At 68.4% G+C, this 22673-nt stretch carries 21 protein-coding genes; 8 read left to right on the top strand and 13 right to left on the bottom strand.

The annotated features are described in order from the left end of the window. The first annotated feature begins 147 nt into the window (after positions 1 to 147). Complete coding sequence (locus tag LTV02_RS35695) at positions 148 to 1611, top strand: LCP family protein (protein WP_408639444.1); 1464 nt, start codon at positions 148 to 150, stop codon at positions 1609 to 1611. An 80-nt stretch (positions 1612 to 1691) separates the two neighbouring features. Beyond that, positions 1692 to 2186 (top strand): nitroreductase/quinone reductase family protein, encoded by a 495-nt coding sequence (locus tag LTV02_RS35690; RefSeq protein ID WP_233035943.1) that lies wholly within the window; start codon positions 1692 to 1694, stop codon positions 2184 to 2186. An 8-nt stretch (positions 2187 to 2194) separates the two neighbouring features. On the opposite strand, the gene LTV02_RS35685 is transcribed toward LTV02_RS35690, so the two are convergent. The 6 genes from LTV02_RS35685 to LTV02_RS35660 form a co-directional block, all read right to left on the bottom strand. After that, entirely contained in the window at positions 2195 to 2917 is a 723-nt protein-coding gene (locus LTV02_RS35685; protein WP_233035942.1) for a helix-turn-helix domain-containing protein, read from the bottom strand. A 330-nt stretch (positions 2918 to 3247) separates the two neighbouring features. Beyond that, a complete protein-coding gene (locus LTV02_RS35680; RefSeq protein ID WP_067719839.1) occupies positions 3248 to 3613 on the bottom strand; it encodes a DUF6188 family protein in 366 nt (121 codons plus the stop codon). Between the two features lie 73 nt (positions 3614 to 3686). Further along, entirely contained in the window at positions 3687 to 5201 is a 1515-nt protein-coding gene (locus LTV02_RS35675) for a GntP family permease (RefSeq protein ID WP_233035941.1), read from the bottom strand. Beyond that, positions 5198 to 5815 (bottom strand): bifunctional 4-hydroxy-2-oxoglutarate aldolase/2-dehydro-3-deoxy-phosphogluconate aldolase, encoded by a 618-nt coding sequence (locus tag LTV02_RS35670; RefSeq protein WP_233041859.1) that lies wholly within the window; start codon positions 5813 to 5815, stop codon positions 5198 to 5200. Before LTV02_RS35670 ends, LTV02_RS35675 begins: the two co-directional genes overlap by 4 nt. Before the next feature lie 322 nt (positions 5816 to 6137). After that, positions 6138 to 7754 carry an N-acyl-D-amino-acid deacylase family protein gene (locus LTV02_RS35665; RefSeq protein ID WP_233035940.1) on the bottom strand — a complete coding sequence of 539 codons (1617 nt, stop codon included), beginning with the start codon at positions 7752 to 7754 and terminating at the stop codon, positions 6138 to 6140. Positions 7755 to 7764: 10 nt separating this feature from the next. Beyond that, positions 7765 to 9405 carry a type III PLP-dependent enzyme domain-containing protein gene (locus LTV02_RS35660; protein ID WP_233035939.1) on the bottom strand — a complete coding sequence of 547 codons (1641 nt, stop codon included), beginning with the start codon at positions 9403 to 9405 and terminating at the stop codon, positions 7765 to 7767. An 87-nt stretch (positions 9406 to 9492) separates the two neighbouring features. On the opposite strand from LTV02_RS35660, the gene LTV02_RS35655 reads away from it, so the two are divergent. From LTV02_RS35655 to LTV02_RS35645, 3 genes are read left to right on the top strand one after another with little or no spacing between them, the layout of a single operon-like run. Further along, the gene (locus LTV02_RS35655; RefSeq protein ID WP_233035938.1) at positions 9493 to 10563 is read left to right on the top strand and encodes a sugar kinase; all 1071 of its coding nucleotides are present in this window, start codon (positions 9493 to 9495) and stop codon (positions 10561 to 10563) included. Next, positions 10560 to 11324 (top strand): IclR family transcriptional regulator, encoded by a 765-nt coding sequence (locus tag LTV02_RS35650; RefSeq protein WP_233035937.1) that lies wholly within the window; start codon positions 10560 to 10562, stop codon positions 11322 to 11324. The genes LTV02_RS35655 and LTV02_RS35650 overlap by 4 nt, the downstream gene beginning before the upstream one ends. Next, positions 11321 to 11731: a RidA family protein gene (locus LTV02_RS35645; protein WP_233035936.1), complete on the top strand. Its 411-nt coding sequence runs from the start codon at positions 11321 to 11323 to the stop codon at positions 11729 to 11731. The genes LTV02_RS35650 and LTV02_RS35645 overlap by 4 nt, the downstream gene beginning before the upstream one ends. Positions 11732 to 11791: 60 nt before the next feature. On the opposite strand, the gene LTV02_RS35640 is transcribed toward LTV02_RS35645, so the two are convergent. From LTV02_RS35640 to LTV02_RS35610, 7 genes are all read right to left on the bottom strand, one after another. Continuing rightward, the gene (locus tag LTV02_RS35640; RefSeq protein ID WP_233035935.1) at positions 11792 to 12823 is read right to left on the bottom strand and encodes a hypothetical protein; all 1032 of its coding nucleotides are present in this window, start codon (positions 12821 to 12823) and stop codon (positions 11792 to 11794) included. A gap of 36 nt (positions 12824 to 12859) precedes the next feature. Next, entirely contained in the window at positions 12860 to 13369 is a 510-nt protein-coding gene (locus LTV02_RS35635; protein WP_233035934.1) for a PspA/IM30 family protein, read from the bottom strand. Between the two features lie 9 nt (positions 13370 to 13378). Continuing rightward, a complete protein-coding gene (locus LTV02_RS35630; protein WP_233035933.1) occupies positions 13379 to 14137 on the bottom strand; it encodes an alpha/beta hydrolase in 759 nt (252 codons plus the stop codon). A 9-nt stretch (positions 14138 to 14146) separates the two neighbouring features. Beyond that, the gene (locus LTV02_RS35625; RefSeq protein ID WP_408639310.1) at positions 14147 to 15529 is read right to left on the bottom strand and encodes an MFS transporter; all 1383 of its coding nucleotides are present in this window, start codon (positions 15527 to 15529) and stop codon (positions 14147 to 14149) included. Between the two features lie 100 nt (positions 15530 to 15629). Continuing rightward, positions 15630 to 18131: a phenylalanine--tRNA ligase subunit beta gene (gene pheT, locus LTV02_RS35620; protein WP_233035931.1), complete on the bottom strand. Its 2502-nt coding sequence runs from the start codon at positions 18129 to 18131 to the stop codon at positions 15630 to 15632. A 34-nt stretch (positions 18132 to 18165) separates the two neighbouring features. Continuing rightward, positions 18166 to 19227, bottom strand: a complete 1062-nt coding sequence (gene pheS / locus LTV02_RS35615) for a phenylalanine--tRNA ligase subunit alpha (protein ID WP_233035930.1) — start codon at positions 19225 to 19227, stop codon at positions 18166 to 18168. 168 nt (positions 19228 to 19395) lie between these two features. Then, a complete protein-coding gene (locus LTV02_RS35610; RefSeq protein WP_233035929.1) occupies positions 19396 to 19584 on the bottom strand; it encodes a hypothetical protein in 189 nt (62 codons plus the stop codon). A 157-nt stretch (positions 19585 to 19741) separates the two neighbouring features. Here LTV02_RS35610 and LTV02_RS35605 point away from each other — a divergent pair, with 157 nt between their 5' ends. The 3 genes from LTV02_RS35605 to LTV02_RS35595 all read left to right on the top strand — a co-directional run bounded on the left by LTV02_RS35605 (position 19742) and on the right by LTV02_RS35595 (position 22666). Next, positions 19742 to 20155 (top strand): GtrA family protein, encoded by a 414-nt coding sequence (locus LTV02_RS35605; RefSeq protein WP_233035928.1) that lies wholly within the window; start codon positions 19742 to 19744, stop codon positions 20153 to 20155. A 193-nt stretch (positions 20156 to 20348) separates the two neighbouring features. Next, the gene (locus LTV02_RS35600; protein ID WP_233035927.1) at positions 20349 to 21428 is read left to right on the top strand and encodes an agmatine deiminase family protein; all 1080 of its coding nucleotides are present in this window, start codon (positions 20349 to 20351) and stop codon (positions 21426 to 21428) included. A 119-nt stretch (positions 21429 to 21547) separates the two neighbouring features. Continuing rightward, positions 21548 to 22666 (top strand): agmatine deiminase family protein, encoded by a 1119-nt coding sequence (locus LTV02_RS35595; RefSeq protein WP_233035926.1) that lies wholly within the window; start codon positions 21548 to 21550, stop codon positions 22664 to 22666. Positions 22667 to 22673: the final 7 nt, after the last annotated feature.

The following is a 22673-nucleotide window of genomic DNA, read 5'->3' as shown; positions in this document are numbered from 1 at the left end:
AGCCGGAGTTCGGCAGCGCCCGCATCCGGCCGGTCACCGCGCGAACGTCCGGCAACCGGGCGACGGCGCGCGAGCCATCGCAAGGCCGACGCGCCCACCGGCGACAAGCCCGACCGGGCCTGGCTGCGCAACAGCGGACGCGGCGTCATGGCGCTCGTCGCGGTGGGTGTGCTCGGAATCACGGGCGTGACCTGGTGGGGCGAGACCGCCGCGGAATCGGGCTTCACCCGCACCAACATCATCCCGGAGGAAGACCGCTCCCTGGCCGGCGATATCAACCTGCTGATCATCGGCCTGGACACCCGCAAGGACCTGAACGGCAACGATCTGCCCAAGGACATTCTCGATCAGCTGCACGCCGGCGACGGCTCCGAAGGCGGCTACAACGCCAATTCGCTGATCCTCATGCACATTCCGAAGGACATGAAGAAGATCGTGGCCTTCTCCATCCCGCGCGACGACTACGTGGCGGTGACCGGCATCCCCGGCTACGACCACGCCAAGATCAAGGAAACCTACGGGCTGAAGAAGTACTACACCGAGGAGAAGCTCAAGGCGCAGGGCATGACCGACAAGGTGGAACTGGAACGCCAGGGCCGCGAGGCCGGTCGCGATTCGGTGCGCGCCGCGGTCAAGACGCTCACCGGGGTGCCCATCAACAAATTCGCCGAGGTGTCCCTGGTCGGCTTCTACGATCTGGCCAAAGCGCTCGGCGGCGTGGATGTCTGCCTCAAGAACGCGGTCGACGACAGCTACTACTCCGGCGCGGTGTTCCCCGCCGGACCCCAGCATCTCGATGCCGCCAACGCCCTGTCCTTCGTGCGCCAGCGCCACGGCCTGCCCAATGGCGACCTCGATCGCACGCACCGCCAGCAGGCGTTCCTGACCTCGGTCGCCAAGTCGCTCAAGGATTCCGGGACCATCCTCAATGTCACCCGGATGAAGGAGCTGATGGAGGCCGCGCACCGCGACGTGGTGGTGTCCGACGACTGGGATCTGCTGAAATTCCTCACCACGCTGGGCCGCGCCGACTCCCCCAGCATCGAATTCCGCACGCTGCCGGTGCTGCGCTACGACAACATCAACGGCCAGGACGTGAACATCATCGATCCGAAGGCCATCAAGAAGGAAGTGCAGGCGGCCTTCGGCATCACACCGTCGGCTACCCCCACCACGCCGACCACGGTGCCGACCTCCACCCTGGACGTGGTCAATGCCACCGGCACCCCGGGCATGGCGGCGCAGGTGTCGAAGTCGTTCGGCGCCAAGGGTTTCGCCACCGGTCAGGTCAGCAACGGCACCTATGCCGACGGCTCCTCGACCATCGTCTACTACGGCACGGGCGCGGAGACCGATGCCAAGCAGCTGTCGGACATGCTCGGCGGCGTCCCCGTCGCCTCGTCGCCGAATGTCGAGCTCGGGCGGGTGAAACTGGTGCTGGGCACCGACTTCCAGCTGCCGGACTCGCTCGATCCGAGCGCGGCGGCCAGCACCGCGGCCACCCCGACCACCACCGTGTCCAAGACGCCCACCACCTCGACCTCGGATGTGCCGGACTCCGGGAAACCGGTCGTCACCGATCTGGGCGGCAGCATTCCCTGCGTGAACTGACCGCGCCGGTACGGCCCGGCGATTCACTGGACGCTGTGTATGGTGAGTTCCGAGACGACGGCTCGGCGTGAGGAAAACAGATGGCCGACAATACTTCCGGAAACGGACAGCTCACGCTGGCGGGACGGTTCAACCATTACTCGACCAAATACCTGGGCGCGGCCGCGCGGTTCTACGCGCGCCTGCACGCCCGCCTCTACGACCGGTTCGGCGGCACCCGGTTCACCACGCTCTCCGGCAAACCGGTGTTCCGGCTGATCGTGACCGGGCGCAAATCCGGGGAGCCGCGGCCGGTCATGCTCATGCTGGTCCGCGACGGCGAAGACCTGCTGGTGTGCGGGTCCAACGGCGGGCATCCGAACCTGCCCAACTGGTGGCGGAACCTGGTCACCACGCCGCGACCCGAAGTGCAGGTGGGACCGGATCGCTGGGCCGTCGAGGTGCACGTGGTCGACGATGACGCCGAGTACGAGCGGCTCTGGAAGCTGCTCGTCGCCGGATATCAGGAGTTCGCCACCTATCGCGCGCTGAGCGAGCGGCGCTTCCCGATCGCGGTGCTGCGCAAGGCGAGCTGACGGCCGGCTCAGGGAATCGGCACCACCGAGTACATCCACCAGGGGCGGCGCGGCATCTCGTAGCGGAACAGCTGGATGTACATGGGCACCCATTCGCCGGTGTCGGGCGAGCGCATGCTCGTGGGCTTGCGCGGAATGTCGGCGGGCGCGATATCGGTGTGCCAGAAGCGATCCCAGTCCGGCGACTGCCCGCAGGCCGCGACGATCTCGGCGACTCGTTCGGGAGCGGTATTGCCGGCCGACATGTAGCGGAAGCTATGCACCATGATGTGCGCGGTGTAATCCCACTCGGAGATGGCTTCGCGCGACCGTGGATCGAAGAGCATCCATTCGATGACATTGCCGCCCACCACCAGGCCCGGGAACCAGCGCAGGTACGCCTCGTTGGCGGCGATCACGTCCAGTGCGGGCATGGTCTGGTAGCAGGCCGGATTCGGCAGGCCGTGCAGGAAGGCGAGTTCGGCCGGTTCGGGCGCTTCGTGATAGGCGGCCAGCCCGGCCAGGCCCGGTTGCAGCACGGCGGCGGCGTGCTCACGGTACTGGTGCGGCACGTCCAGGGCTTCGTAGAGCGCGGCCAGGGCGGTGGCGGTGGGCGTGCGGCTGCCCTGTTCGATCTTCTGGATCAGCGCCTCGGACACCCCGGCCCGGCGGCCCAGTTCGGCCCGGCTCAGTCCGGCGACCTCACGGCGCTCCCGCAGATAATTCGCGATCCCGGCGTGCGTATCGGCCACCGTTCTCCTGCCTCTCTCGAACCGATTCGCCATACCGTCGCATCCGGTATGCGCATGACGTATAGCAAACCATGTAGAACATTCGCGAACCGCTCAGGTGGGACAATTTGGGACACACTCCCGCCTTGACGTGCACCCCTCCGGATCGGGATGCTCTGTTTCGGTCGTGCGGATCGCATGGCCATCACCACGGATGCCCGCGAGGGGACGGCATGAACGCGGGCCTCGTCGATGCCGACGGTGGGTTCCGTCGTACGTGCTGAGCGGTATCCCACACGGGCCGACGCCGTGGCGAGTGAGCTCCTGACAGCCCACCGCCGCGGCGCAAGCTCAGGACTCCTGCGTCCAGACCGCCAATTCGCCGCCGGGCATGCAGACCACCAGGAAGCGGCCGGGCGCGGTGACGGTCCAGGCTTCGAAGTAGCGATCCGGTTCCACCACCAGGCGATGCCCGGAATCCAGATCGATGCGCAATTCCCCGTCGTCGTTCACCACCGCGGACACCACTGCCCCGGTGAGCGCGGCGACGAGTTCGTCGGTGTGCGGCTCACCGGGGATGCGGTGAATGGTCGGACCGGCCGGATTGTGCACCGCCAGTTCGCCTTCGATATGTAGCTCGTACGCGCCCGCCTCGAGGACGAGCAGGGGGCTGGACGACCGCACCGTCAGAGTTGCACCGGTGATCGGTATGTCCATGAGCAATCTCCGTATCAGAGTGGGTGAGAGGTCCACTCTGCCGGAATACCCCCGGCCCGGCACGGCGAACAGCTCAGCTGAGCACCGCGAACAGCAGCGCGGCCACCGCGAAACTGACCACCGACAGCACGGTTTCCAGCACCGTCCAGGTCTGCAGCGTCTGCTTCACCGTCAGGTTGAAGTACTTGCTGATGATCCAGAAACCGCCGTCGTTGACATGGCTCAGAATGATGGACCCGGCCGCGATGGCCATGGCGATCAAAGCGAGCGAGACCTGCGAGTAGTCGTGCCCGGCGACCAGCGGGGCCACGATGCCGCCCGTGGTGACGATGGCGACCGTCGCCGACCCCTGGGCGATGCGCAGGCCACAGCTGATCAGATAGGCCAGCACGATCACCGGAAGCCCGGCGGCGGACATGGTTTCGGCCAGGGCGGTGCCGATGCCGGTGGCGGAGATCACCTTTCCGAAGAAGGCGCCCGCGCCGACCACCAGCAGCAGCATGCCGACCGGGCGCAGGGATTCGGCGGTGATGGCGCTGAGTTCCTGGACGGAGGAGCCGCGGCGCAGGCCGAGCACGTAGAAGGCGATCAGGACGGTGATGAGCAGGGCCACCGCCGGGGTGCCCAGGAAGGTCAGCACCTGCAGGGGTTTGGAATTGGCGATCAGCAGCTGGCTGCCGAAGGTCGCGCCCAGGATGAGGATGAGCGGGACGGCGATGATGCCGCCGATCAAGGCGACCGAGGGCGGGCGCTTGGTCACGGTGGTGGCTGTCGCGGTGGTGGTAGCTGTCGCGGCGGCGGTAGCGGCGGAACCGCTTTCGCCCGGCGCGGAGCCGGTGCCGTCACCCGGGGTGGGCGCGGCGCCGTTCGGCTCGTCACCGTTGTCCTTGCGTACCAGGAATTCCTCGGGCACCTCCACGTGCACCCGCTTGCCGATCCAACCGCCCCAGACGATGCCGGCGGCGATGAATCCCGGGATGCCGCAGACGAATCCCATGACGATGAGCCAGCCCAGGCTCACCCCGAGCAGTCCGCCCAGCGAGACCGGGCCCGGATGCGGCGGCAGGAAGGCGTGCGTCATGGACAGGCCGGCCAGCATCGGCATGGCGTAGAGCACCAGCGAGCGCCCGCCGCGCTTGGCCGCCACGTACACCAGCGGCGCGAGCACGAAGATGCCGATATCGAAGAACACCGGGATGCCGAAGATGAGCCCGAGCAGGCCCATGGCGACCGGAGCGCCCTTCTCGCCGAACACCTTCAGCAGTTTCTCGGTGAGTACGTCCGCGCCGCCGGATCGCTCCAGGATCGCGCCGAGCACGGTGCCCAAGCCGATGATGACGGCGATGTGGCCGAGGATGCCGCCGAAGCCCGTTTCCAGCAGGGACTCACCGGCTTTCAGCGGCGTGCCCACGATCTTGGCCACCGGCAGGCCCGCCGCGAGGGCGAGTCCGAGGCCGGTGAGCAGCAGGGCGATGAACGGTTCGAGTTTGAACCGGATGATGGCGATCAACAGCACGGCGATCGAGAGACCGCAGAGCAGCAGCAGTCCCGGCGTGGTGGTGCGCAGCCAGTCGACGGTGGCGCTCATGGTTTACCTTCCAGCGATGAAACGAAAGCCGCGGCGCGCGCGGCGATTTCCGGCCAGTCGCCCGCCGCGACGGAGGCGGGCGGGACGACATCGGTGCCGGCGGTGACCGCGACCGCGCCGTGGGCGAGGAACTCGGCCGCATTACCGGCATTGACCCCGCCGGAGGGGATCAAGCGCACGCCCGGAAACGGACCGCGCAAATCCTTCAGATAGCCGGGGCCGAGCGCCCGGGCCGGGAAGATCTTGACGGCGGCCGCGCCCAGGTCCAGGGCGCGCATCACCTCGGTGGGCGTGAAAGCGCCCATCACAACGGGAATGTCGTGCTGCGCGGCCACCGCCGCGACGGGAGCGGTGACACCCGGCGTGACCAGGAACCGCGCCCCCGCATCGATGGCGGCCTCGGCCTGCTCACGGCTCAGCACTGTCCCCGCGCCGATCACCGCCCGTCCGGCCGCGGAAACCTCACGCAGGCAATCCAATACGCCCGGCGTGGTGAAAGTCAGCTCCACGGCCCGGATCCCGGCGCCGGCGAGCACGTCGGCCAAGGCCACCGGGTCCGGTATCTCCGGCGCGCGCACCACGGTCAGCGCCCGGTCCGCCAGAATGGCCTCCATTGCGGTGGTCAAGACAACTCCTTCCGCGTGGTGGCCACGCGTATCGGTCGGGGATGCGCCGCATCGGCGATGACGGCGCCGAACCCGGTGCGGTGAGATGAAAAACGCTGCCGTGCTGCCGCCTCCGGCGCTGCCGCAATCGCCGAGTCAGCAGTGCACGCGTCCGAATCCACTGCGGGCGGGCCAACTGTGCGCGATAAGGCGCGACTCCGGGCGAGGTAACCGGGATCGGCAGCCGACTCCGCGCGAAGGCGTCGCCGAGCCGCCGCACGAGCGATGCCGATCGCGGAGCCGGGCGCCGGTTCGGCCTGTCGCGGGGCGGTCAACGGGTATCCCCTCGCACCGCGTCGAGGCGCAGTGCGCGTCCGGCGCGAATGCCGGTGGGTTTGCCTGCGTCCAAGGCGAATTCACCGTTCACCAGGACATAGGAAATGCCTTCGGCCTGCTGCTTGGGCTGCTCGAAGGTCGCCGTGTCGGTGACGGCCACCGGGTCGAACAGGACCAGGTCGGCGGCGTAGCCGGTGCGGATCAGGCCGCGGTCGCGCAGGCGCAGGCGTTGCGCGGGGCGGCCGGTGAGGTGGTGGACGCAGTCCTCGAGGGTGAGGATGCCGAGGTCGCGGGTGTAGTGACCGAGGTAGCGGGGCATGGTGCCCCAGGCACGGGGGTGGGGGCGGTCGCCGACCAGGAGGGCGTCGGTGCCGCCCATGTGGCGGGAGTGGCGCATGATGGCGCGCACGTTCTCCTCGTGGCCGACGTGCTGAAGGATGGTGGTGGCCAGCTGGTCTCGGGTGAGGAGATCGAAGAAGATCTCTACCGGGGGCAGGTCGCGTTCGACGGCCAGTTCGGCGACGGTCTTGCCGACGCAGCTGCTCAGTTCGGGGTTGGCGACACCGCTGATCTGGATGGTTTCCCATTCCACCGTCACGCCGTGGCAGCCGTCGGAGCCGTGGATGTTCACGTCGGCGACGATCTTCAGGCGGGTGTCGAGGTCGGCGATGCGCGCCAGGGCGGCGTCCGGTCCGCCTGACATGGCCCAGCTGGGCAGCAGGGCCGACAGGGTGGTCGAGCCGGGCAGGTAGGGGTAGGTGTCGAGGCTGATATCGCAGCCGTCGTCCAGGGCCGCGTCGATCATGGCGAGCAATTCCGGTGCGCGGCCGCGGTTCTCGCCGAAATTCATGGTGGCGTGGGTCAGGTGCAGGGCACAGCCGGTGCGGCGGGACAGTTCGATCATCTCGGCGTAGGCGTCCAATGCGCCCTTGCCGTAGGAGCGGGTGTGCGGGGCGTAGAAGCCGCCGAACTCCGCGACCACCTCGCACAGGGCCGCGAGTTCCGAAGTGTCGGCGTACATTCCGGGCGTGTAGGTGAGTCCGCTGGACATGCCGACCGCACCTTCATGCAAAGCCTGTGCCAGCAGCTCGCGCATCTTCGCGATCTCTTCCGGTGTGGCGTCACGCTTTTCGCTGCCCACCACCATGAGCCGCAGCGTGCCCTGCGGGACCAGATACGCCGCGTTCGGCGTGATCCCCGCGCCGTCCAGGCGGTCCAGGTATTCCGCGACGGTCCGCCAGGAGAAGTCGAGGTCGGCGGGATTGCCGTTCCACCCGGCGATCTGGCGGCGCACCACGTCCAGGGTCGGCTCGTCGATCGGCGCGTAGGACAGCCCGTCCTGCCCGATGACCTCGGTGGTGATGCCCTGGCTCAGCTTCGGGAAATGCCCCGGATCGGTCAGCAGATGCAGATCCGAATGCGCGTGCATATCGATGAATCCCGGCGCCAGCACCAGGTTCTCACCCTCGTCGAGCACCCGGTCGGCCCCGGCGACGGTGCCCGGTGCGGCGATGGCGGCGATCCGCCCGCCGTCCACCACCACATCCGCCCGGAACACCGCCCCGCCCGAACCGTCGACGACGTCGATATCGCGAATCAGTAACTCGGCCATCATGTTCCGCTCAGAAGAAGGTGTGCAGGAAATCGACCACGCGCGGCCGCTCGGCCCCCGCATCGTCGATCACCGGTATCAGCCGCCATTTGTCGAACGCCGTGCACGGATGCGACAACCCCAGCCGCACCACGCTCCCCACCGGCACATCCGCGTCCCCGCCCCCGGGCAACCGCAGAAAGGCATGCTGATCGTTCAACGCCGAAACATGAGCCCCCGCAGGCAATTCCGGCGCCACCGGTCCCGCAACCAACTGCGGGACCGGCAGCCCCTCATCGAACGGAAGATCGCGCTTACCCGCATCGAGAAGCGCCAATTCCGTTTCCGGCCGGGACACCGAACGCGCCCAGCCGTGCATCGCCGACCGCAGCGGATGTTCCGCCACCCCCTGCGCCAACGGCGAAATCCCCGAGTAGAACCCGTCATCGTGCACCAGATAGGCCCCCGACCGCAGCACCACGGTCGTCGGAACACCCTGCGCGCCGGCCTCGTCCGCCAGCGCGCCGAGCCGCTCCACCACGAGATCGGGATACGCGCTACCACCTGCGGTGACGATCGCGCTCCGTCGCACAATGCGGCTGGGGCTGTGCCCGTCGCCCGCTCGGGCGGCATCCACGCGGCCGGAATCGTTGTCGGTCGCCCCAGTCCGGGTAGGTTCCGTGACCGGATCGCCGGCCTCGCCGCATACCGATCGGACATCGCGCCCGGGCTGTTCGGATTCGTCTGCGGCGGCGCGCATCGGCCCGGCATCCACGTCGCCGGGCGCTCCGGAGCCTCCGCGCGGAACGCCGGCGCCGGACTCCGATCCGTCCCCGGCACCGGCGACAACGGCATCGTCACCGCTGGAAGCGCCCGCAACGTCACCGGGCACGGTGACGAACTCGTCGTAGCGACCCGAATCGGCGAGTTCGCGATGCAGTATCGACAGTTCGTCAAGATACTGCCGGACGGTGGCCAGGCCCGCGGGCGTGCGGTCGTGAGCGAGTGCGCCTTCATAACCGCCTACGCCCGCGAGCATCAGGCGCGGCGACTTGTGGACGGCGTCCGCGACCTCGTGCGCGGCGGCGAGTCCGCGCGCGCCGGTGCGACCGTGCGGGCCGCCGAGCTCCACCAGCACGGACAGGCGGACACCCTCCGGTGCGGATTCGAGGTGGCGTTCCATTTCGCGGACCGAGGCGACGCTGTCCACCCAGCTGTAGAGCTCGAAGGTGGGGTCGGCGGCGATTTCTTCTGCGGCCCAGCGGATTCCGGCGGGGTCGAGGAGGGCGTTGGCGAGCATGATGCGGTTCAGGCCGAAGGAGCGGCCGACCTGGGCTTGCCAGCCGGTGGCCAGGGTGATGCCCCAGGAGCCGGCTTCCAGCTGTTCGCGCCAGAGCTGGGGGGACATGGTGGTTTTGCCGTGGGGGGCCAGCTTCATACCGGCGGCGTCGGCCCAGTCCGCCATGACGGCGCGATTGTTGTCCAGGGCCGCGCGGTCGATGGTCAGCACGGGGGTTTGCAGATCGTCGAGATGGGGTGCGGTGGCCAGGTATTCGCGCACGGTCAGGCCCCAGGCGGCCGGGGGCAGCGATTTGTGCTGCGGGCCGAGCACGGTGTCGGCGAAGGCCGAGAGATCACCGGGGGCGGGGGCGACGGCATTGTCGGAGGCCACGACGCTCCTTCCAATCAGAGCAAACCTGCATTGCATAATTTGCAACGCTTGTTGCACATCGTGTTTCTCGTGGTTAGTCTGCACGTAATGTCCGAAACCCGCAAGCATTCGAAGGAGATCGGTGTGATCCAGCCGACCGCGCAGGCCGTCACCGTGGGCGAGGGGCTCGCGGTGTTGATCGCGCGTCCCGGGCCGCTGGAGGACTCGCCGGTGTTCGAGCGCGGCGCGGCGGGAGCGGAGGCGAATGTGGCGGGGGTGCTGACCCAGTTGGGGGTGCCCACGGCCTGGGTGTCGCGGGTGGGTGACGACGGGTTCGGGCGATACCTGGTGCGGCAGCTCGCGGAACGGGGCGTGGACACCTCCGCGGTGACCGTCGATCCGGCGCGGCCGACCGCCGTCTACGTGAAGGAACGCGGCAGCGGATCGGGACGCCCGCACGATCTGCCAGCCGGCGCGAGCCGAATGCTGTACTACCGCACCGGATCCGCCGCCAGCGCCCTCTCCCCCGCCGACCTCGAAGCGGCGCACGCATTGATCAGCGGGGCAGGGCTGGTGCACTTCACCGGTATCACCACCGCGTTGTCGCCGAGTGCCACCGCGCTGACCGAAGCGCTGCTGGCGCATCCGCGCGACGGGCGGCTGATCAGCTTCGATTTGAATTACCGTCCGGCGCTGTGGGATCGGCGTACGGCGGTGGCCGCCGAGATCCTGGCCGACCATATCCGCGGCAGCGACGTGGTCTTCCTGGGCGCGGACGAGGCGCTCGCCGTCTTCGGCCTGGAGGATGCCGATCAGCTGCGCGCGGCCTTCCCCGAACCCCGGCATCTCATCGTCAAGAACGACAAGCATTCGGTCACCGGATTCCTCGGCGGCGAGCGCCTGGAGGTCCCCGCACTCACCCTAGAGGTCACCGAAAGAATCGGCGCGGGAGACGCTTTCGCGGGCGGCTACCTGGCTGCGCTATTGCAGAACCGCCCGCACGAACAACTGCTGCGCTTCGGCCACCTGTGCGCCGCCGCCGCCCTCACCGGCACCGGCGACGTCGCCGAACTACCGCCCCTGGCCCTGCTGGAATCCCTCGCCGCCGTCACCGCCGAGGAATGGGCGGGCATGCATTACCGCACCTTCGCGGCCGTACCCGAGAATGTCCCCTCATGAGCCAGAGTCTCCAGCGCGCCCTCACCCTCCTGGTACAGCTCGGCGAGGAGCCGAAGTCCCTGGACCAGCTGGCGGTTACGCTCGGCGTGCACAAATCCACCGTGCTGCGCCTGCTGCAGACCATGGAGGCGCAGCGCTTCGTCACCCACGACAGCGAACACCGCTACCGGCTCGGCACCCGGCTCTTCGAACTCGCCAATCACTCCCTCGAGGGCCGCGACGTGCGCACCATCGCGCGCCCGCATCTGACCGCGCTGAACCACGACACCGGGCAGACCGTGCACCTGGCCACCTACGAATCCGGTGAAGCCGTGTACATCGACAAGCTCGACGCCACCCACAGCGTGCGCATGTACTCCCGCATCGGCCGCCCCGCGGCCCTGCACTGCACGGCCGTCGGCAAGATACTGGTGGCCGGGCTACCCCGCGAGCAGTGGGCGGGCATCGCCCAGCGGCTCGACTATCGCAAGTTCACCGAACGCACCATCCGCGATCCCCAGCAGTACCTCGCGGAGCTGGAACTCGTTGCGTCCCAAGGCTTCGCCGAGGACCACGAGGAGCACGAGAGCTTCATCAACTGCGTGGCCGTCCCGATTCGCAATGGCACCGGCGCGGTCGTCGCCGCGCTGTCCATGTCGGTGCCGGACATGCTGCTCGATCACGACCAGGTCCTCGGCCTGCTGCCCCGCGTGCGGGCGACGGGCGAGGCCGTATCCACCGAGCTCGGCTGGAGCCCGAGCCCCGAGAAAGGCAACGCATGACCGAGAAGATCGCCATCCGCACCGAGAACGCGCCCGCGCCCGCCCACACCTTCTCCCAGGGCGTGCGCAAGGGGCCGTTCGTGCAGGTGTCCGGGCAGGGGCCGGTGGATCCGGTGACCAGCGAATACCTGTTCCCGGGCGATGTCGCGGCGCAGACGACCCGGACCCTCGAAAACGTGAAGGCGATCGTCGAGGCGGGCGGGGCGAGCTTCGACGATGTGGTGATGCTGCGGGTGTATCTCACCAAGCGGGAAGACTTCCCGATCATGAACGAGGCGTACGGGAAGTTCGTCACCGAGCACACCACGCCGGGCGGCGTATTGCCCAGCCGCACCACGGTTTTCACCGGACTGCCGCGCGAGGAGATGCTGGTGGAGATCGACGGCATCGCCATCGTCGAGGGCTGATTCCTTGAAAGCAACTGGGCCGCACTCCTTTTCAGGAGAGCGGCCCAGTGTCGTACCGAACTACTTCCCGGCGATGGCCGCGAGCACCGGCTCCGACAGGTAGAACGGCTCCAGCCGCTCCCGGACCAGCTTGGCCAGCACGCCGTTCCGCTTGGCGGCCTCCACCACGGCCGGGCCGTAGCGCAGGATCTCGTTCGAGATGGCCTCGCCCGACAGCCCCAGCTCCGGCAGCATGGCCGCGAGGGTGTGATCGCCGTACTTCTCGAAGAACACCTCCACGCCCTGATCCACCAGCACGCCGAAGTACTCCTTCTCGCGCGTGGTCAGCGCGATCCGGTAGATGATCAGCGCCAGGTCCTTCAGGTCCTGCTGCGAGAGGTATTCGCGCAGACCCGCGACCGGCTCCCCGGCGTGCAGATCCCAGAACTCCATGGCCGCATCGTGCACGGGCGCGTCCTGCAGCATGTCGCGGATGGCGTTATTGGTCCGCTTGAGCGCGAATTGCGCTCCCTTACCGGCCATTTCGCCGATGAAGGAGCCGCCCGCCTTCTCCGCGGCCTTGCGCGCCGACTTGGCGGCATTGGTGCCCATGGACACCAGCGAACCCACGCCGGGGATCTTGGAGGCCATCTGCTTGTTGGCTTCCATCAGATCGTCGACCAGCTTGTCCACGAACTTGGCGGCCACGGTGGCGATGAGCGGGCTCTCGGTGAGGCGCTCGAGAATGCGCTCCTGCGCCTGGTGCATGCCGAAGATCTTCTCCAGCAGCTGCTCGACCGGCTCGCGCTCGACCACGTCGCCGAGGGTGTAGTCCTTGTTGGAGGCGATCTCGTCGTACAGCGCCGGCGCCAGCGCGCCGACCATCTCGCCCAGCACCGGCGAGCCGCCGATCAGGTCGATGATGGTCGCGACGGTGGCCTTGGCCTGGTCGATCTCGACCACGTCGCGGAAGATGATGGTGTCGGCGACGCCGATGACGGCGTCGGTGTCCCGCGCGATCACCTCGGCGAAGCGCTCACCGGTCACTTCCGACAAGATCCAATCGACCTGCAGGTCGAGCAGCCGTTCGGCGATTTCCCGTGGCTCGGTCACAGTTTCCACCCATCCGATATGACGGAGCCCCGGATCTCAGCCTTTGTCGCTGCGGTGCACCGACTTCCGAATCTGTTCCAGGCGCTCCCGCGCGGCTTTCTCCCGCGCGTCCCACTGTTCCTCCACGCTGCGACCCACCGGCGTCTGCGAATCCAGTTCGCTCATCCCCTGCGCGGTGCCGTAGCGCTGCTCGACCTTATCGCGAACTGACTCGAAAGTAGGGACACCGTTGTTCGTATACCCCGCGACCCCCGGCCCAACCGGGATACCCGCGGGCGGTACCAGCTCGGCATCGACCACCGGACCCGTCCCGACCTGCTGGAACGTATCGGTCATCAGCGCGCGAGACGACTCGGCGGGCTCCGGCGTGTCAGGCATCACATTATCGATATGCGGGGCATGACCCACGGTCACCGCCACCGACAGCGCCACCTCGTGCAGGGCCGCCAGCCCGGCCCGCCCATCCGTCGCCGCCCCGACCACCGCGGCCAGCTCGGCATCCGACAACTTCCCCAGTTCCGCAGCAAGTCCCTCGGCATGGCTCATGCAGCCAGGCTACGCAAGCCCGGCCACCCAGGCCGCCAGGGTTTCCGCCCAGCCCGGAATCCCGATCAGATCGTTGTGCCCGGCCCCCGGATACACAATCAATTCCTTGGGCTCCGGCGCGGCCGCGAACAGGGCCCGGCCCATCGCCACCGGCAGCATCTCATCGGCCTCTCCGTGCATGACCAGCACCGGGCAGCGGACCTGGCGCATCCGCTTCAGCGACGGATAGGCATCGGGCACGAACACCTTCGGCAGGATCGGATACACCGCCCCTGCCGCCGCCCGCAGACCGGTGAACGTGGACATGAGCACCAGTCCGGCGGGCCGGTGCACGGTCGCAAGCTCCGTCATCACCCCGCCCCCGAGCGACTTCCCCAGGTACACAACCCGTTCCGGATCGACTCCCGGCTGCGCCAGCAGCGCTTCCCGCGCCGCCCGCGCATCCAGATAGGTCCCCGCCTCACCGGGCCGCCCGCTGCTCCGCCCGAACCCCCGGTAGTCGAAGACCAGCACATCGAACCCCACCGCCGACAGCAACGCCAGCACCGGCGACCGATCCCCGATATTCCCCGCGTTCCCGTGCGCGAACAGCAAGTGCCCCAACGGTTTCCCCGCCGCCCGCACGAACCAGGCGTTGATCCTCTCCCCATCGGCGGTCGTCAGCATGAGGTCCTCGTACCCCACCCCGAACTGTTCCGGGGTCGCCACGATCCGCCGATCCGGAAGGTAGGTCAGCGCATTGAGTATCGGAGTAGCCGGATGCCGCATCCCCCTTTCCTACCCCACCTCGGCCCGCGCGCCGACCCCGCTCGACCGCGTGCCGCGCCACAACAGCAGCACGCCCACCGCCGAACCCACCATGGCGAAGCCGACCACCCACAGCCCGGCCTTCTGGGTGCCGGTCCAGTCCTTGAGCCAGCCGGTGATGTACGGGGCGGCGAAGCCGCTGATATTGCCGATGGAGTTGATCAGCGCGATGCCGCCGGCGGCCGCGGCTCCGGACAGGAAGGTGCTGGGCAGGGCCCAGAAGGTCGGGAGGGCGGCGAGCACGCCGACCGCGCACACCGTCACGGCGACCATGGCGGCGAAGGGGTTGCCCAGATACAGGGTCACCGGGATGGCCAGGCCGCCGGCCAGGGCGGGGAGCGCCACGTGCCAGGCGCGTTCGCCGGTGCGGTCGCCGTGGCGGCTCCACCAGACCATCACCACTGCGCCGATCACATAGGGCACGGCATTGATCAAGCCCCGTTGCACCACCGAATAGTGGGTGCCGAACTGCTCCTGGAAGCCGTTGATGATGGTGGGCAGGAAGAAGCCGAGCGCGTACAAGCCATAGACGATGCCGCCGTAGACCAGCGCGAGGCCGAGGATGCGCGGATGGGTGAGCGCCTTGCGCAGCGTCCAGTGCTCGGCCGCTTCGGCTTTCGCCTGTTCGGCTTCGAGTTCGGCTGCCAGCCATTGCCTTTCGGCGGGTTCGAGCCAGCTCGCCCGATCCGGGCGGTCGGTGAGATACCACCAGGTGACCGCCGCGAGCACCAGCGAGGGCAGGCCTTCGACCAGGAACATGAAGCGCCAGCCGGTGAGGCCGAAGACGCCGTCGCCGTACTGCAGGATGAGGCTGGACAACGTGGCGCCGAGGGCGGTCGAGATCGGCACGGCGGTCATGAACAGGGCCACGATCCGCGCCCGATGCCGTTGCGGGAACCAATAGGTCAGGTACAGCAGGATGCCGGGGAAGAAACCGGCCTCGGCGACGCCGAGCAGGAACCGCAGCACCACCAGCGTCGTGCCGTTGGGCACGAACGCCATGGCCGAGGCGATGATGCCCCAGGTCAACAGGATTCGGGCGATCCAGCGGCGCGCGCCGAAGCGGTGCAGCGCCAGGTTGCTCGGCACCTCGAGCAGCAGGTATCCGATGAAGAAGATCCCGGAGGCGAACCCGAACGCCGTCTCGCTCAAACCGAGATCGGTTTTCATGCCGTTCGGTCCGGCGAAGCCGATGTTCACCCGGTCCAGATAGTTCACGAAATACAGCAACCCCAGGAACGGCACCAGCCGCAGGGTCACCTTGCGCAGCGTCGCGCGCCCCACCACATCAGCTTCCACCCCGGTATTCTGCACCCGGCTATGCGCCCGCTTACAGACTTCCCGCGTATTCATCCCACCAATTGGACTGCCGGAAAAGGAAAACCCCGGTGATCACGGTGCAGTGCCGTGATCACCGGGGCGTCGAATCCGGTGTGCCCGAACGGTTCCGGCGTCAGCCGCGCAGCACCGCGCCGACCGTGTCGGCGGCCTGCGCCACTGCCGCGTCCCGCGCCGCGCTGGCCTCGTCCTCGGTCAGCGTCCGGTCGGTAGCGCGGAAACGCAGGGCGTAGGTGAGGGATTTGCGGCCCTCGCCGGCCTGCGCGCCCTCGTAGACGTCGAACAGGGAGATGGTTTCCAGGAGCTCGCCCGCGCCGGTGCGCAGGGCGGCTTCCACGGCGGCGGCCGGGACGGTCTTCTCGACGCTGATGGACACGTCCTGCAGCACCGCCGGGAAGGCCGAGATGACCGGGGCCGGACGGACTTCGCGCAGCGGGAGGGCATCGAGGTCGAGTTCGATGGCGCAGGTGCGCGGGGGCAGGCCCGAACGCTCCAGCACCGCCGGGTGCAGTTCGCCCGCGTGGCCGACGACGACGCCGTCCACCAGCAGCTCCGCGCCGCGACCGGGATGCCACGGCAGGTAGGCCACCGCGCGCCGCTCGATGGTCAGGCCCGCGGCATCGCCGATGGCGTCCACCAGCGCGAACGCGTCGGCGGCTGCCACGGCACGGCCCGGACCCCACGGCCCGCGCGGTTCGCGCTTGCCGGTGAGCACCGCGCCGATCCGGACCGGTTGCAGCGGAAGGGAATCCAGCAGCACGCCGATCTCGTCCTCGGTGGGACGGCGGTCGACGGGCAGCGGGGCGACCGCGCCGGTCTTGCCGGTGGACAGGGTGACCTGGCCGATGGCGTAGATGGCGAGATCGCGTTCACCGCGCGAGATATTGCGGGCGGCGATCTCCAGCAGGCCCGGCAACAGCGTGGAGGACAGCTCGGCGCGATCGACGTCGAGGGGGTTGAGCACGCGCATGGTGTTGCGGCGCGGGTCGTCCGCGTCCAGGCCCCAGGTGTCGAACACGGTGCCGGACATGAAGACCGGAGCCGGGACCTCGACGCAGCCTTCGAAAGCGACGGCCTTGCTGATGGCCCGGCGGCGGCGCTGTTCGGCGGTCAGCCCCCGTCCGGCCGGGGCGGTGGGCAGCACCGACGGGATCTTGTCCAGACCTTCCAGGCGCAGCACCTCCTCCACCAGATCGGCGGGCTGGGTCAGGTCGGGCCGCCAGGTCGGCGGGGTGACGACCAGCTGACCGTGCCCGGTCTCGCTGACGCCGACCTCGATGGTGCAGCCGACCTGCTGCAGGCGGCGGGTGGCCGCGCCGCGCTCGTACTGCACGCCCGCGGTGCGGTCGGCCAGGTCGATGTCCATGCTGATCGGCTGCGGGCCCGGGGTGGGCACGCGCACGTCGGTGAGCACGGATTCCACGGTGCCACCGGCGATTTCGGCCAGCAGGGTGGCGGCGCGATCCAGCGCGGCCAGGTTCACCTCGGGGTCCACCACGCGTTCGAAGCGGCGGCTGGCCTCCGAGCCGAGCTTGTGGCGGCGGGCGGTGCGCGCCACCGCGACCGGGTTCCAGGTCGCGGCCTCGAGGAGGATGTCGGTCGAGTCCGCGCCGACCTCGGTGCTGGCGCCGCCCATGATGCCGGCGAGGGAGATGACGCCGGACTCGTCGGCGATCACCACGTCCTCGGCGTCCAGGGTGCGCTCGGCCTCGTCGAGGGTGCGCAGAGTCTCGCCCTTGTTGGCGCGCCGCACCACGAACCCGCCGCGCACCTTGGCGGCGTCGAAGGCGTGCAGCGGCTGGCCCAGCTCGAGCATGACGTAGTTGGTGACGTCGACGGCCGGGGAGATGGGACGCACGCCCGACAGCAGCAGCCGGCGCTGCAACCACCACGGCGACACGGCCTTCGGATCGATCCCGGTGACCCGGCGCACCGCGAAACGGGTGCACAGCGACTCCGGTTCGATCTTCACCGGCCAGGCTTCGGTCTCCGAGTCCGGCAGCAGGCGCACGGCCGGATCGCTGTACTCCAGGTCGAACCCGCAGGCCAGTTCTCGCGCCAGGCCGCGCGCCGAGAAGGCGTACCCGCGGTCGGGAGTGATGGCCAGCTCGATGACCGTATCGTCCAGGCCCAGCACCACATTGGCGTCCGCGCCCGGCTCCGCGGTGCCCGGTTCCAGCACCAGGATGCCGGAGTGATCCTTGCCGATGCCGAGTTCGGCGACCGAGCAGATCATGCCATTGCTGGTGTGCCCGTAGGTCTTCCGCGAGGAGATCTTGAAACCGCCGGGCAGTTCACCGCCCGGCAGCACCACGACGACCAGATCGCCGACGGCGAAATTCCGGGCGCCACAGACGATCTCCTGCGGTTCCGGATTGCCGACGTCGACCTTGCAGAAGCGGATGGGCTTCTTGAACTCGGTCAGCTCGGTGATCTCCAGCACCCGCCCGACCACCAGCGGACGCTCGATCTCGCCGCCGATCGGGGTCACCGGATCGACCTCTTCGACTTCCAGCCCGACCCGGACGAAACCGGCGTCGAGCTCCTCCGGCGTCACCGACCAGCCGGGGGTGGTGCGCTGCAGGATTTCGGTCAGCCAGGATTGCGCTACTCGCACTTGACGTTTCGCTTCCTCGTATCGAAGGGTCGGGTCAGGCTTGGATGCCGAACGGCACGGTGAAACGCACATCGCCCTCGACGATGTCGCGCATATCGGACAGGCCGTTGCGGAACTGCAGGGTGCGCTCCAGGCCCATGCCGAACGCGAAACCGCTGTACACCTCGGGGTCGATGCCGGAGGCGATGAGCACCTTCGGGTTCACCATGCCGCAGCCGCCCCACTCGACCCAGCCCGGGCCGCCCTTCTTGTCCTCGAACCACACGTCCACCTCGGCGGACGGTTCGGTGAAGGGGAAGAAGCTGGGCCGCATGCGCGTGGTGGTGTTCGGGCCGAACAGGGCGCGCGCGAAGGCGTCCAGGGTGCCCTTGAGGTGGGCCATGGTCAGGCCCTTGTCGACGGCCAGGCCCTCGACCTGCGAGAACACCGGGGTGTGGGTGGCGTCCAGCTCATCGGTGCGGAAGGTACGGCCCGGGCACACCACGTAGATGGGCAGCTCGCGCGACAGCATGGACCGCACCTGTACCGGCGAGGTGTGGGTGCGCAGCACCTGGCGCGAACCCTCCGGCGCGATGTGGAAGGTGTCCTGCATGGTGCGCGCCGGATGATCCGGCAGGAAGTTCAGGGCATCGAAATTGAAGTGCTCGGTCTCGACCTCGGGACCTTCGGCGACCTCCCAGCCCATCGCCACGAAGACGTCCGCGACCCGCTCCGACAACACCGCGATGGGATGCCGCGCGCCGACCGGTTCCCGCCGCGCGGTCACCGTCACGTCGATGGCCTCCGCGACCAGCACCGCCGCGTCGCGCTCGGCGAGCAGCTCGGCCTGGCGGGTCTCGTAGGCGGCGGACACCCGCCCACGCGCCACGTTCACGCGCTTACCGGCCTCGGCCTTCGCTTCCTTCGGGAGGGTGCCGAGCGACCGCTGCGCGAGGGAGATCGGCGACTTACCGCCCATGTACTCGGTTTTCGCGGCCGCCAGCTCGTCCAGGGTGCTGGCGGCGGCAAACGCCTTCTCGGCGGCTTCCGCGGCAGCGGCGAGCGATTCCTCACTCAAAGCCGCGGTCTGCTCGGCACGGTCGATATCGTCGGCCACGATGCTTCGTCTCTCCCCTGGGCGGTATGGGTCAGGCGGATTGCCTGGCTCCCATTCTTGCTGGTCGCATCGTAAGCCTTGTAATCAGCCCGCTTCACCTGGATTTCCGCAGGCCGCGCGCACGCAAATGCAACGAGATCGAGCAGGCGCGCGCCCGCGGCCTGACGTTCAGTTCCCGGCGTCCAGCCAGTGCGGCGTCGTCGGAGTCACCGTGGTGTAGGGCGCGAGCGGCACCGTGAAATTGCACGCCGGCTCCTGCGGTTCGCTGTAATCGAACGCCAGCAAGCCGGCGGTGACCAGCGCCGCGGACGCCATCACACCCAGAATCGGCCGCACCAGCCGTAATCGCCCACGCATACCGCTCACCCGCCGTAGATCGCCCGCCCCTCGATGCCCTCTGCATCGGCCTCCCGGCCGGTCCGTTACGCCCCCTGACCGGCGGATCCCCCGCTGTCAGCGCCGATGTCAGCACGATGTCAGTCCGCTGTAAGCGCCCCCGCCGACAGTGGTCCTCATGAACAGCACGGCAATCCGCTACCTGCGCGGCGACCACGTCTTCGCCCAGTTGATCCGCTTCGCCCTGGTCGGCGGATCCAGCAATGTCGCCTACGTCCTGCTGTTCATGTCCATGAACGGCATCGGCCCCCTGGTCGCCAACACCGCGGGCTCCATCGTCAGCACCGTCATCGCCAACGAACTGCACCGCAAACTGACCTTCAATGCCGCCGGCCGGGTCGGCTGGTTCAAGGCCCAGTACGAAGGCGGCGGGCTGGCCTTGATCGGCCTGTTGATCAGCACCGGCGCCTTGGCCGGGCTGGGCTCCTGGGCCCCCGGCCTGAACGAATTGGCCCAGTCCACGGCCGTGGTGGGCATCATGGCCGCGGTCGGCGGCCTGCGCTTCGTAGCCCTGCGCGGCTTCGTCTTCTGATGCCCGCTCGCCGCCCGGCGGCGCGCCGATCGGCCCGGCGCGCCCGCCATCGGGCCGGGCGCGTGACACCGCGCACAGTGTTTGACCAAATTTTTAGTCAGAGGTAGTTTGGGGTTGCCGATCGGTCGCTGACCTCACTGTTCGTGATCGATTCGAGATTCGGCCGAGAGCATGGGAAGCAAGGATCGGGAAAATGGGCAGACGTGGATTGTTGAACCGGGGCTGGGCGATCATCGACGGCATTCTCGGGAACGAGGCCGGCGAGGACGAGCGGCGTTGGGTGATGCCCGAGGAAGGCGAGCCGCACGCGCGGACCTGGATGGCGTTCGGGGCGACCGAGCGGGTGTGGGGACGCAAGTTGTTGCCGCAGGCGCAGCGGGATCTGGCGAATATCGCCAATGCGATCGCGCGGTTCGAGCCGGTGTCGATGCTGGTGCGGGCCGAGGACATGGCGATCGCGCGGGAGTTGACCGGGCCCGGGGTGGAGTTGGTCGAGGCGGTGCTGGACGATATCTGGGCGCGGGATACCGGGGCGGTGTTCGTGCGCGGCGAATCCGGTTGGGGCGGGATCGATTTCAACTTCAACGGGTGGGGCGGCAAGCAGTCGCACCGGCGGGACGCGGAAGTGGCGGGGCAGATCTGCGGGCGGGCCGGGGTGGAGGCGCTCGAGACCGATCTGGTGCTGGAGGGCGGCGGGCTCGAGGTCGACGGCGAGGGCACGGCGATCATCACCGAGTCCTGCGTGCTGAATCGCAATCGCAATCCCGGATGGAAGCGGCAGGACGTGGAGGAGGAACTCGCGTATCTGCTGGGCATTTCGAAGGTGATCTGGCTGCCGGGGATCGCGGGGTACGACATCACCGACGGGCATACCGATTTCTACGCGCGGTTCGCGCGGCCGGGAGTGGTGGTCGCGGGACTCGACAACGATCCGGATTCCTTCGATTACGACGTCACCCGACAGCATCTCGAGATCCTGCACGAGGCCACCGATGCCCGGGGCCGGCGGCTGCGGGTCGAGGTGCTGGCCGGGCCGTCGCGAGTGCGGCCGCAGTTCGAATCCGATGATTTCGCAGCCGGTTACATCAATTTCTACGTCTGCAACGGCGCGGTCATCGCTCCGGAATTCGGGGATCCGCAGGCCGACAACGCGGCGCTGTCGAGCCTGACGCGACTGTTCCCGGACCGGCGCGTCGTGCAGCTGAACATCGATGCCATCGCGGCCGGTGGCGGCGGCATCCACTGCACCACCCAGCAGGAACCCGCCCGCTAGCACCCGCCCGCGACCGGGCGCGCCGAGACACCCGTCTCACCAATCTTGATCAAAAAGTTAGTCAGCGACTAGCGTTCGGGTTGCCCGCACGCGGCCTGACAGACGCGAGGAGATACGCGATGCAACGACGCCGATTCATGCAATCGAGCCTGCTGGTGGCCGTGGGCGGGCTGCTGGCCACCGCCTGCGACGATCTGTCGGAGTCCGATTCGGGCGGTTCCGGAAGCGACGGCAGCCGCTGGGCGATGCCGGAGGAAGGTGATCCGCACAAGCGCACCTGGATGGCTTTCGGCCCGAGCGAACCGATCTGGGGCGACGAACTGCTGCCGCAGGTGCGGCGCGATCTGGCCGGTATCGCCGTCGCCATCGCGCGTTTCGAGCCGGTGTCGATGCTGGTGCGACCCGACGAGATGGGTCTGGCGCGCTGCTTGATCGGCGGCGCGAACGTGGAGCTGATCGCCACCGATATCGACGACCTGTGGATGCGCGATACCGGACCGGTGTTCGTGCGCGGCGAAAACGGCTGGGGCGGCGTCGATTTCAACTTCAACGGCTGGGGCGGCAAGCAGAAGCACAAGCGCGACGCCAAGGTCGCCGCGTTCGTGGACGATCGGGCGGGCGTGCGGACCGTGCACACCGATCTGGTGCTCGAGGGCGGCGGTATCGAGGTCGACGGGCAGGGCACCGCGATCATCACCGAATCCTGTGTGCTGAACGCCAATCGCAATCCGGGCTGGAAGAAGCCCGAGGTCGAAGCCGAACTGGACCGGCTGCTGGGCATCCGGAAGGTGATCTGGCTGCCCGGTATCGCCGGTCAGGACATCACCGACGGCCACACCGACTTCTACGCCCGCTTCGCCCGCCCGGGGGTGGTGGTGGCCGGGCTCGACAACAACGAGGAGTCCTACGACTACGACATCACCCGCACCCACCTCGAGATCCTGCACAACGCCAATGACGCGCAGGGCCGCCCGCTGGAGGTGGAAACCCTGGAAGCGCCCACCGACCTGCGCTACGCGAACCCGGGCGACGATTTCGCGGCCGGCTACATCAACTTCTACGTCTGCAACGGCGCGGTCATCGCCCCCGAATTCGGCGATGCGGACGCCGACGCCGCCGCCCACGACACCCTGGCCCGGCTGTTCCCCGACCGGCAGATCGTGCAGCTGAACATCGACGCCATCGCGGCCGGTGGCGGCGGCATCCACTGCACCACCCAGCAAGAGCCCGCCCACTAACCCATAA

It is taken from the genome of Nocardia yamanashiensis, from assembly GCF_021183565.1.
Lineage (GTDB): Bacteria > Actinomycetota > Actinomycetes > Mycobacteriales > Mycobacteriaceae > Nocardia > Nocardia yamanashiensis.
Note: the sequence above shows the minus strand (reverse complement) of the source record. Positions and strands in the feature narration are given on the sequence as shown.

Excerpts from the sequence above, each read along its gene's own strand:
- LTV02_RS35605 (WP_233035928.1), top strand. The coding sequence starts at position 19,742 with ATGAACAGCACGGCAATCCGCTACCTGCGCGGCGACCACGTCTTCGCC.
- LTV02_RS35680 (WP_067719839.1), bottom strand. The coding sequence starts at position 3,613 with ATGGACATACCGATCACCGGTGCAACTCTGACGGTGCGGTCGTCCAGC.
- LTV02_RS35665 (WP_233035940.1), bottom strand. The coding sequence starts at position 7,754 with ATGGCCGAGTTACTGATTCGCGATATCGACGTCGTCGACGGTTCGGGC.
- LTV02_RS35600 (WP_233035927.1), top strand. The coding sequence starts at position 20,349 with ATGGGCAGACGTGGATTGTTGAACCGGGGCTGGGCGATCATCGACGGC.
- LTV02_RS35595 (WP_233035926.1), top strand. The coding sequence starts at position 21,548 with ATGCAACGACGCCGATTCATGCAATCGAGCCTGCTGGTGGCCGTGGGC.
- LTV02_RS35625 (WP_408639310.1), bottom strand. The coding sequence starts at position 15,529 with ATGAATACGCGGGAAGTCTGTAAGCGGGCGCATAGCCGGGTGCAGAAT.
- LTV02_RS35610 (WP_233035929.1), bottom strand. The coding sequence starts at position 19,584 with ATGCGTGGGCGATTACGGCTGGTGCGGCCGATTCTGGGTGTGATGGCG.
- LTV02_RS35690 (WP_233035943.1), top strand. The coding sequence starts at position 1,692 with ATGGCCGACAATACTTCCGGAAACGGACAGCTCACGCTGGCGGGACGG.
- LTV02_RS35645 (WP_233035936.1), top strand. The coding sequence starts at position 11,321 with ATGACCGAGAAGATCGCCATCCGCACCGAGAACGCGCCCGCGCCCGCC.
- LTV02_RS35695 (WP_408639444.1), top strand. The coding sequence starts at position 148 with ATGGCGCTCGTCGCGGTGGGTGTGCTCGGAATCACGGGCGTGACCTGG.
- LTV02_RS35675 (WP_233035941.1), bottom strand. The coding sequence starts at position 5,201 with ATGAGCGCCACCGTCGACTGGCTGCGCACCACCACGCCGGGACTGCTG.
- LTV02_RS35635 (WP_233035934.1), bottom strand. The coding sequence starts at position 13,369 with ATGAGCCATGCCGAGGGACTTGCTGCGGAACTGGGGAAGTTGTCGGAT.
- LTV02_RS35650 (WP_233035937.1), top strand. The coding sequence starts at position 10,560 with ATGAGCCAGAGTCTCCAGCGCGCCCTCACCCTCCTGGTACAGCTCGGC.
- LTV02_RS35655 (WP_233035938.1), top strand. The coding sequence starts at position 9,493 with ATGTCCGAAACCCGCAAGCATTCGAAGGAGATCGGTGTGATCCAGCCG.
- LTV02_RS35630 (WP_233035933.1), bottom strand. The coding sequence starts at position 14,137 with ATGCGGCATCCGGCTACTCCGATACTCAATGCGCTGACCTACCTTCCG.
- LTV02_RS35670 (WP_233041859.1), bottom strand. The coding sequence starts at position 5,815 with ATGGAGGCCATTCTGGCGGACCGGGCGCTGACCGTGGTGCGCGCGCCG.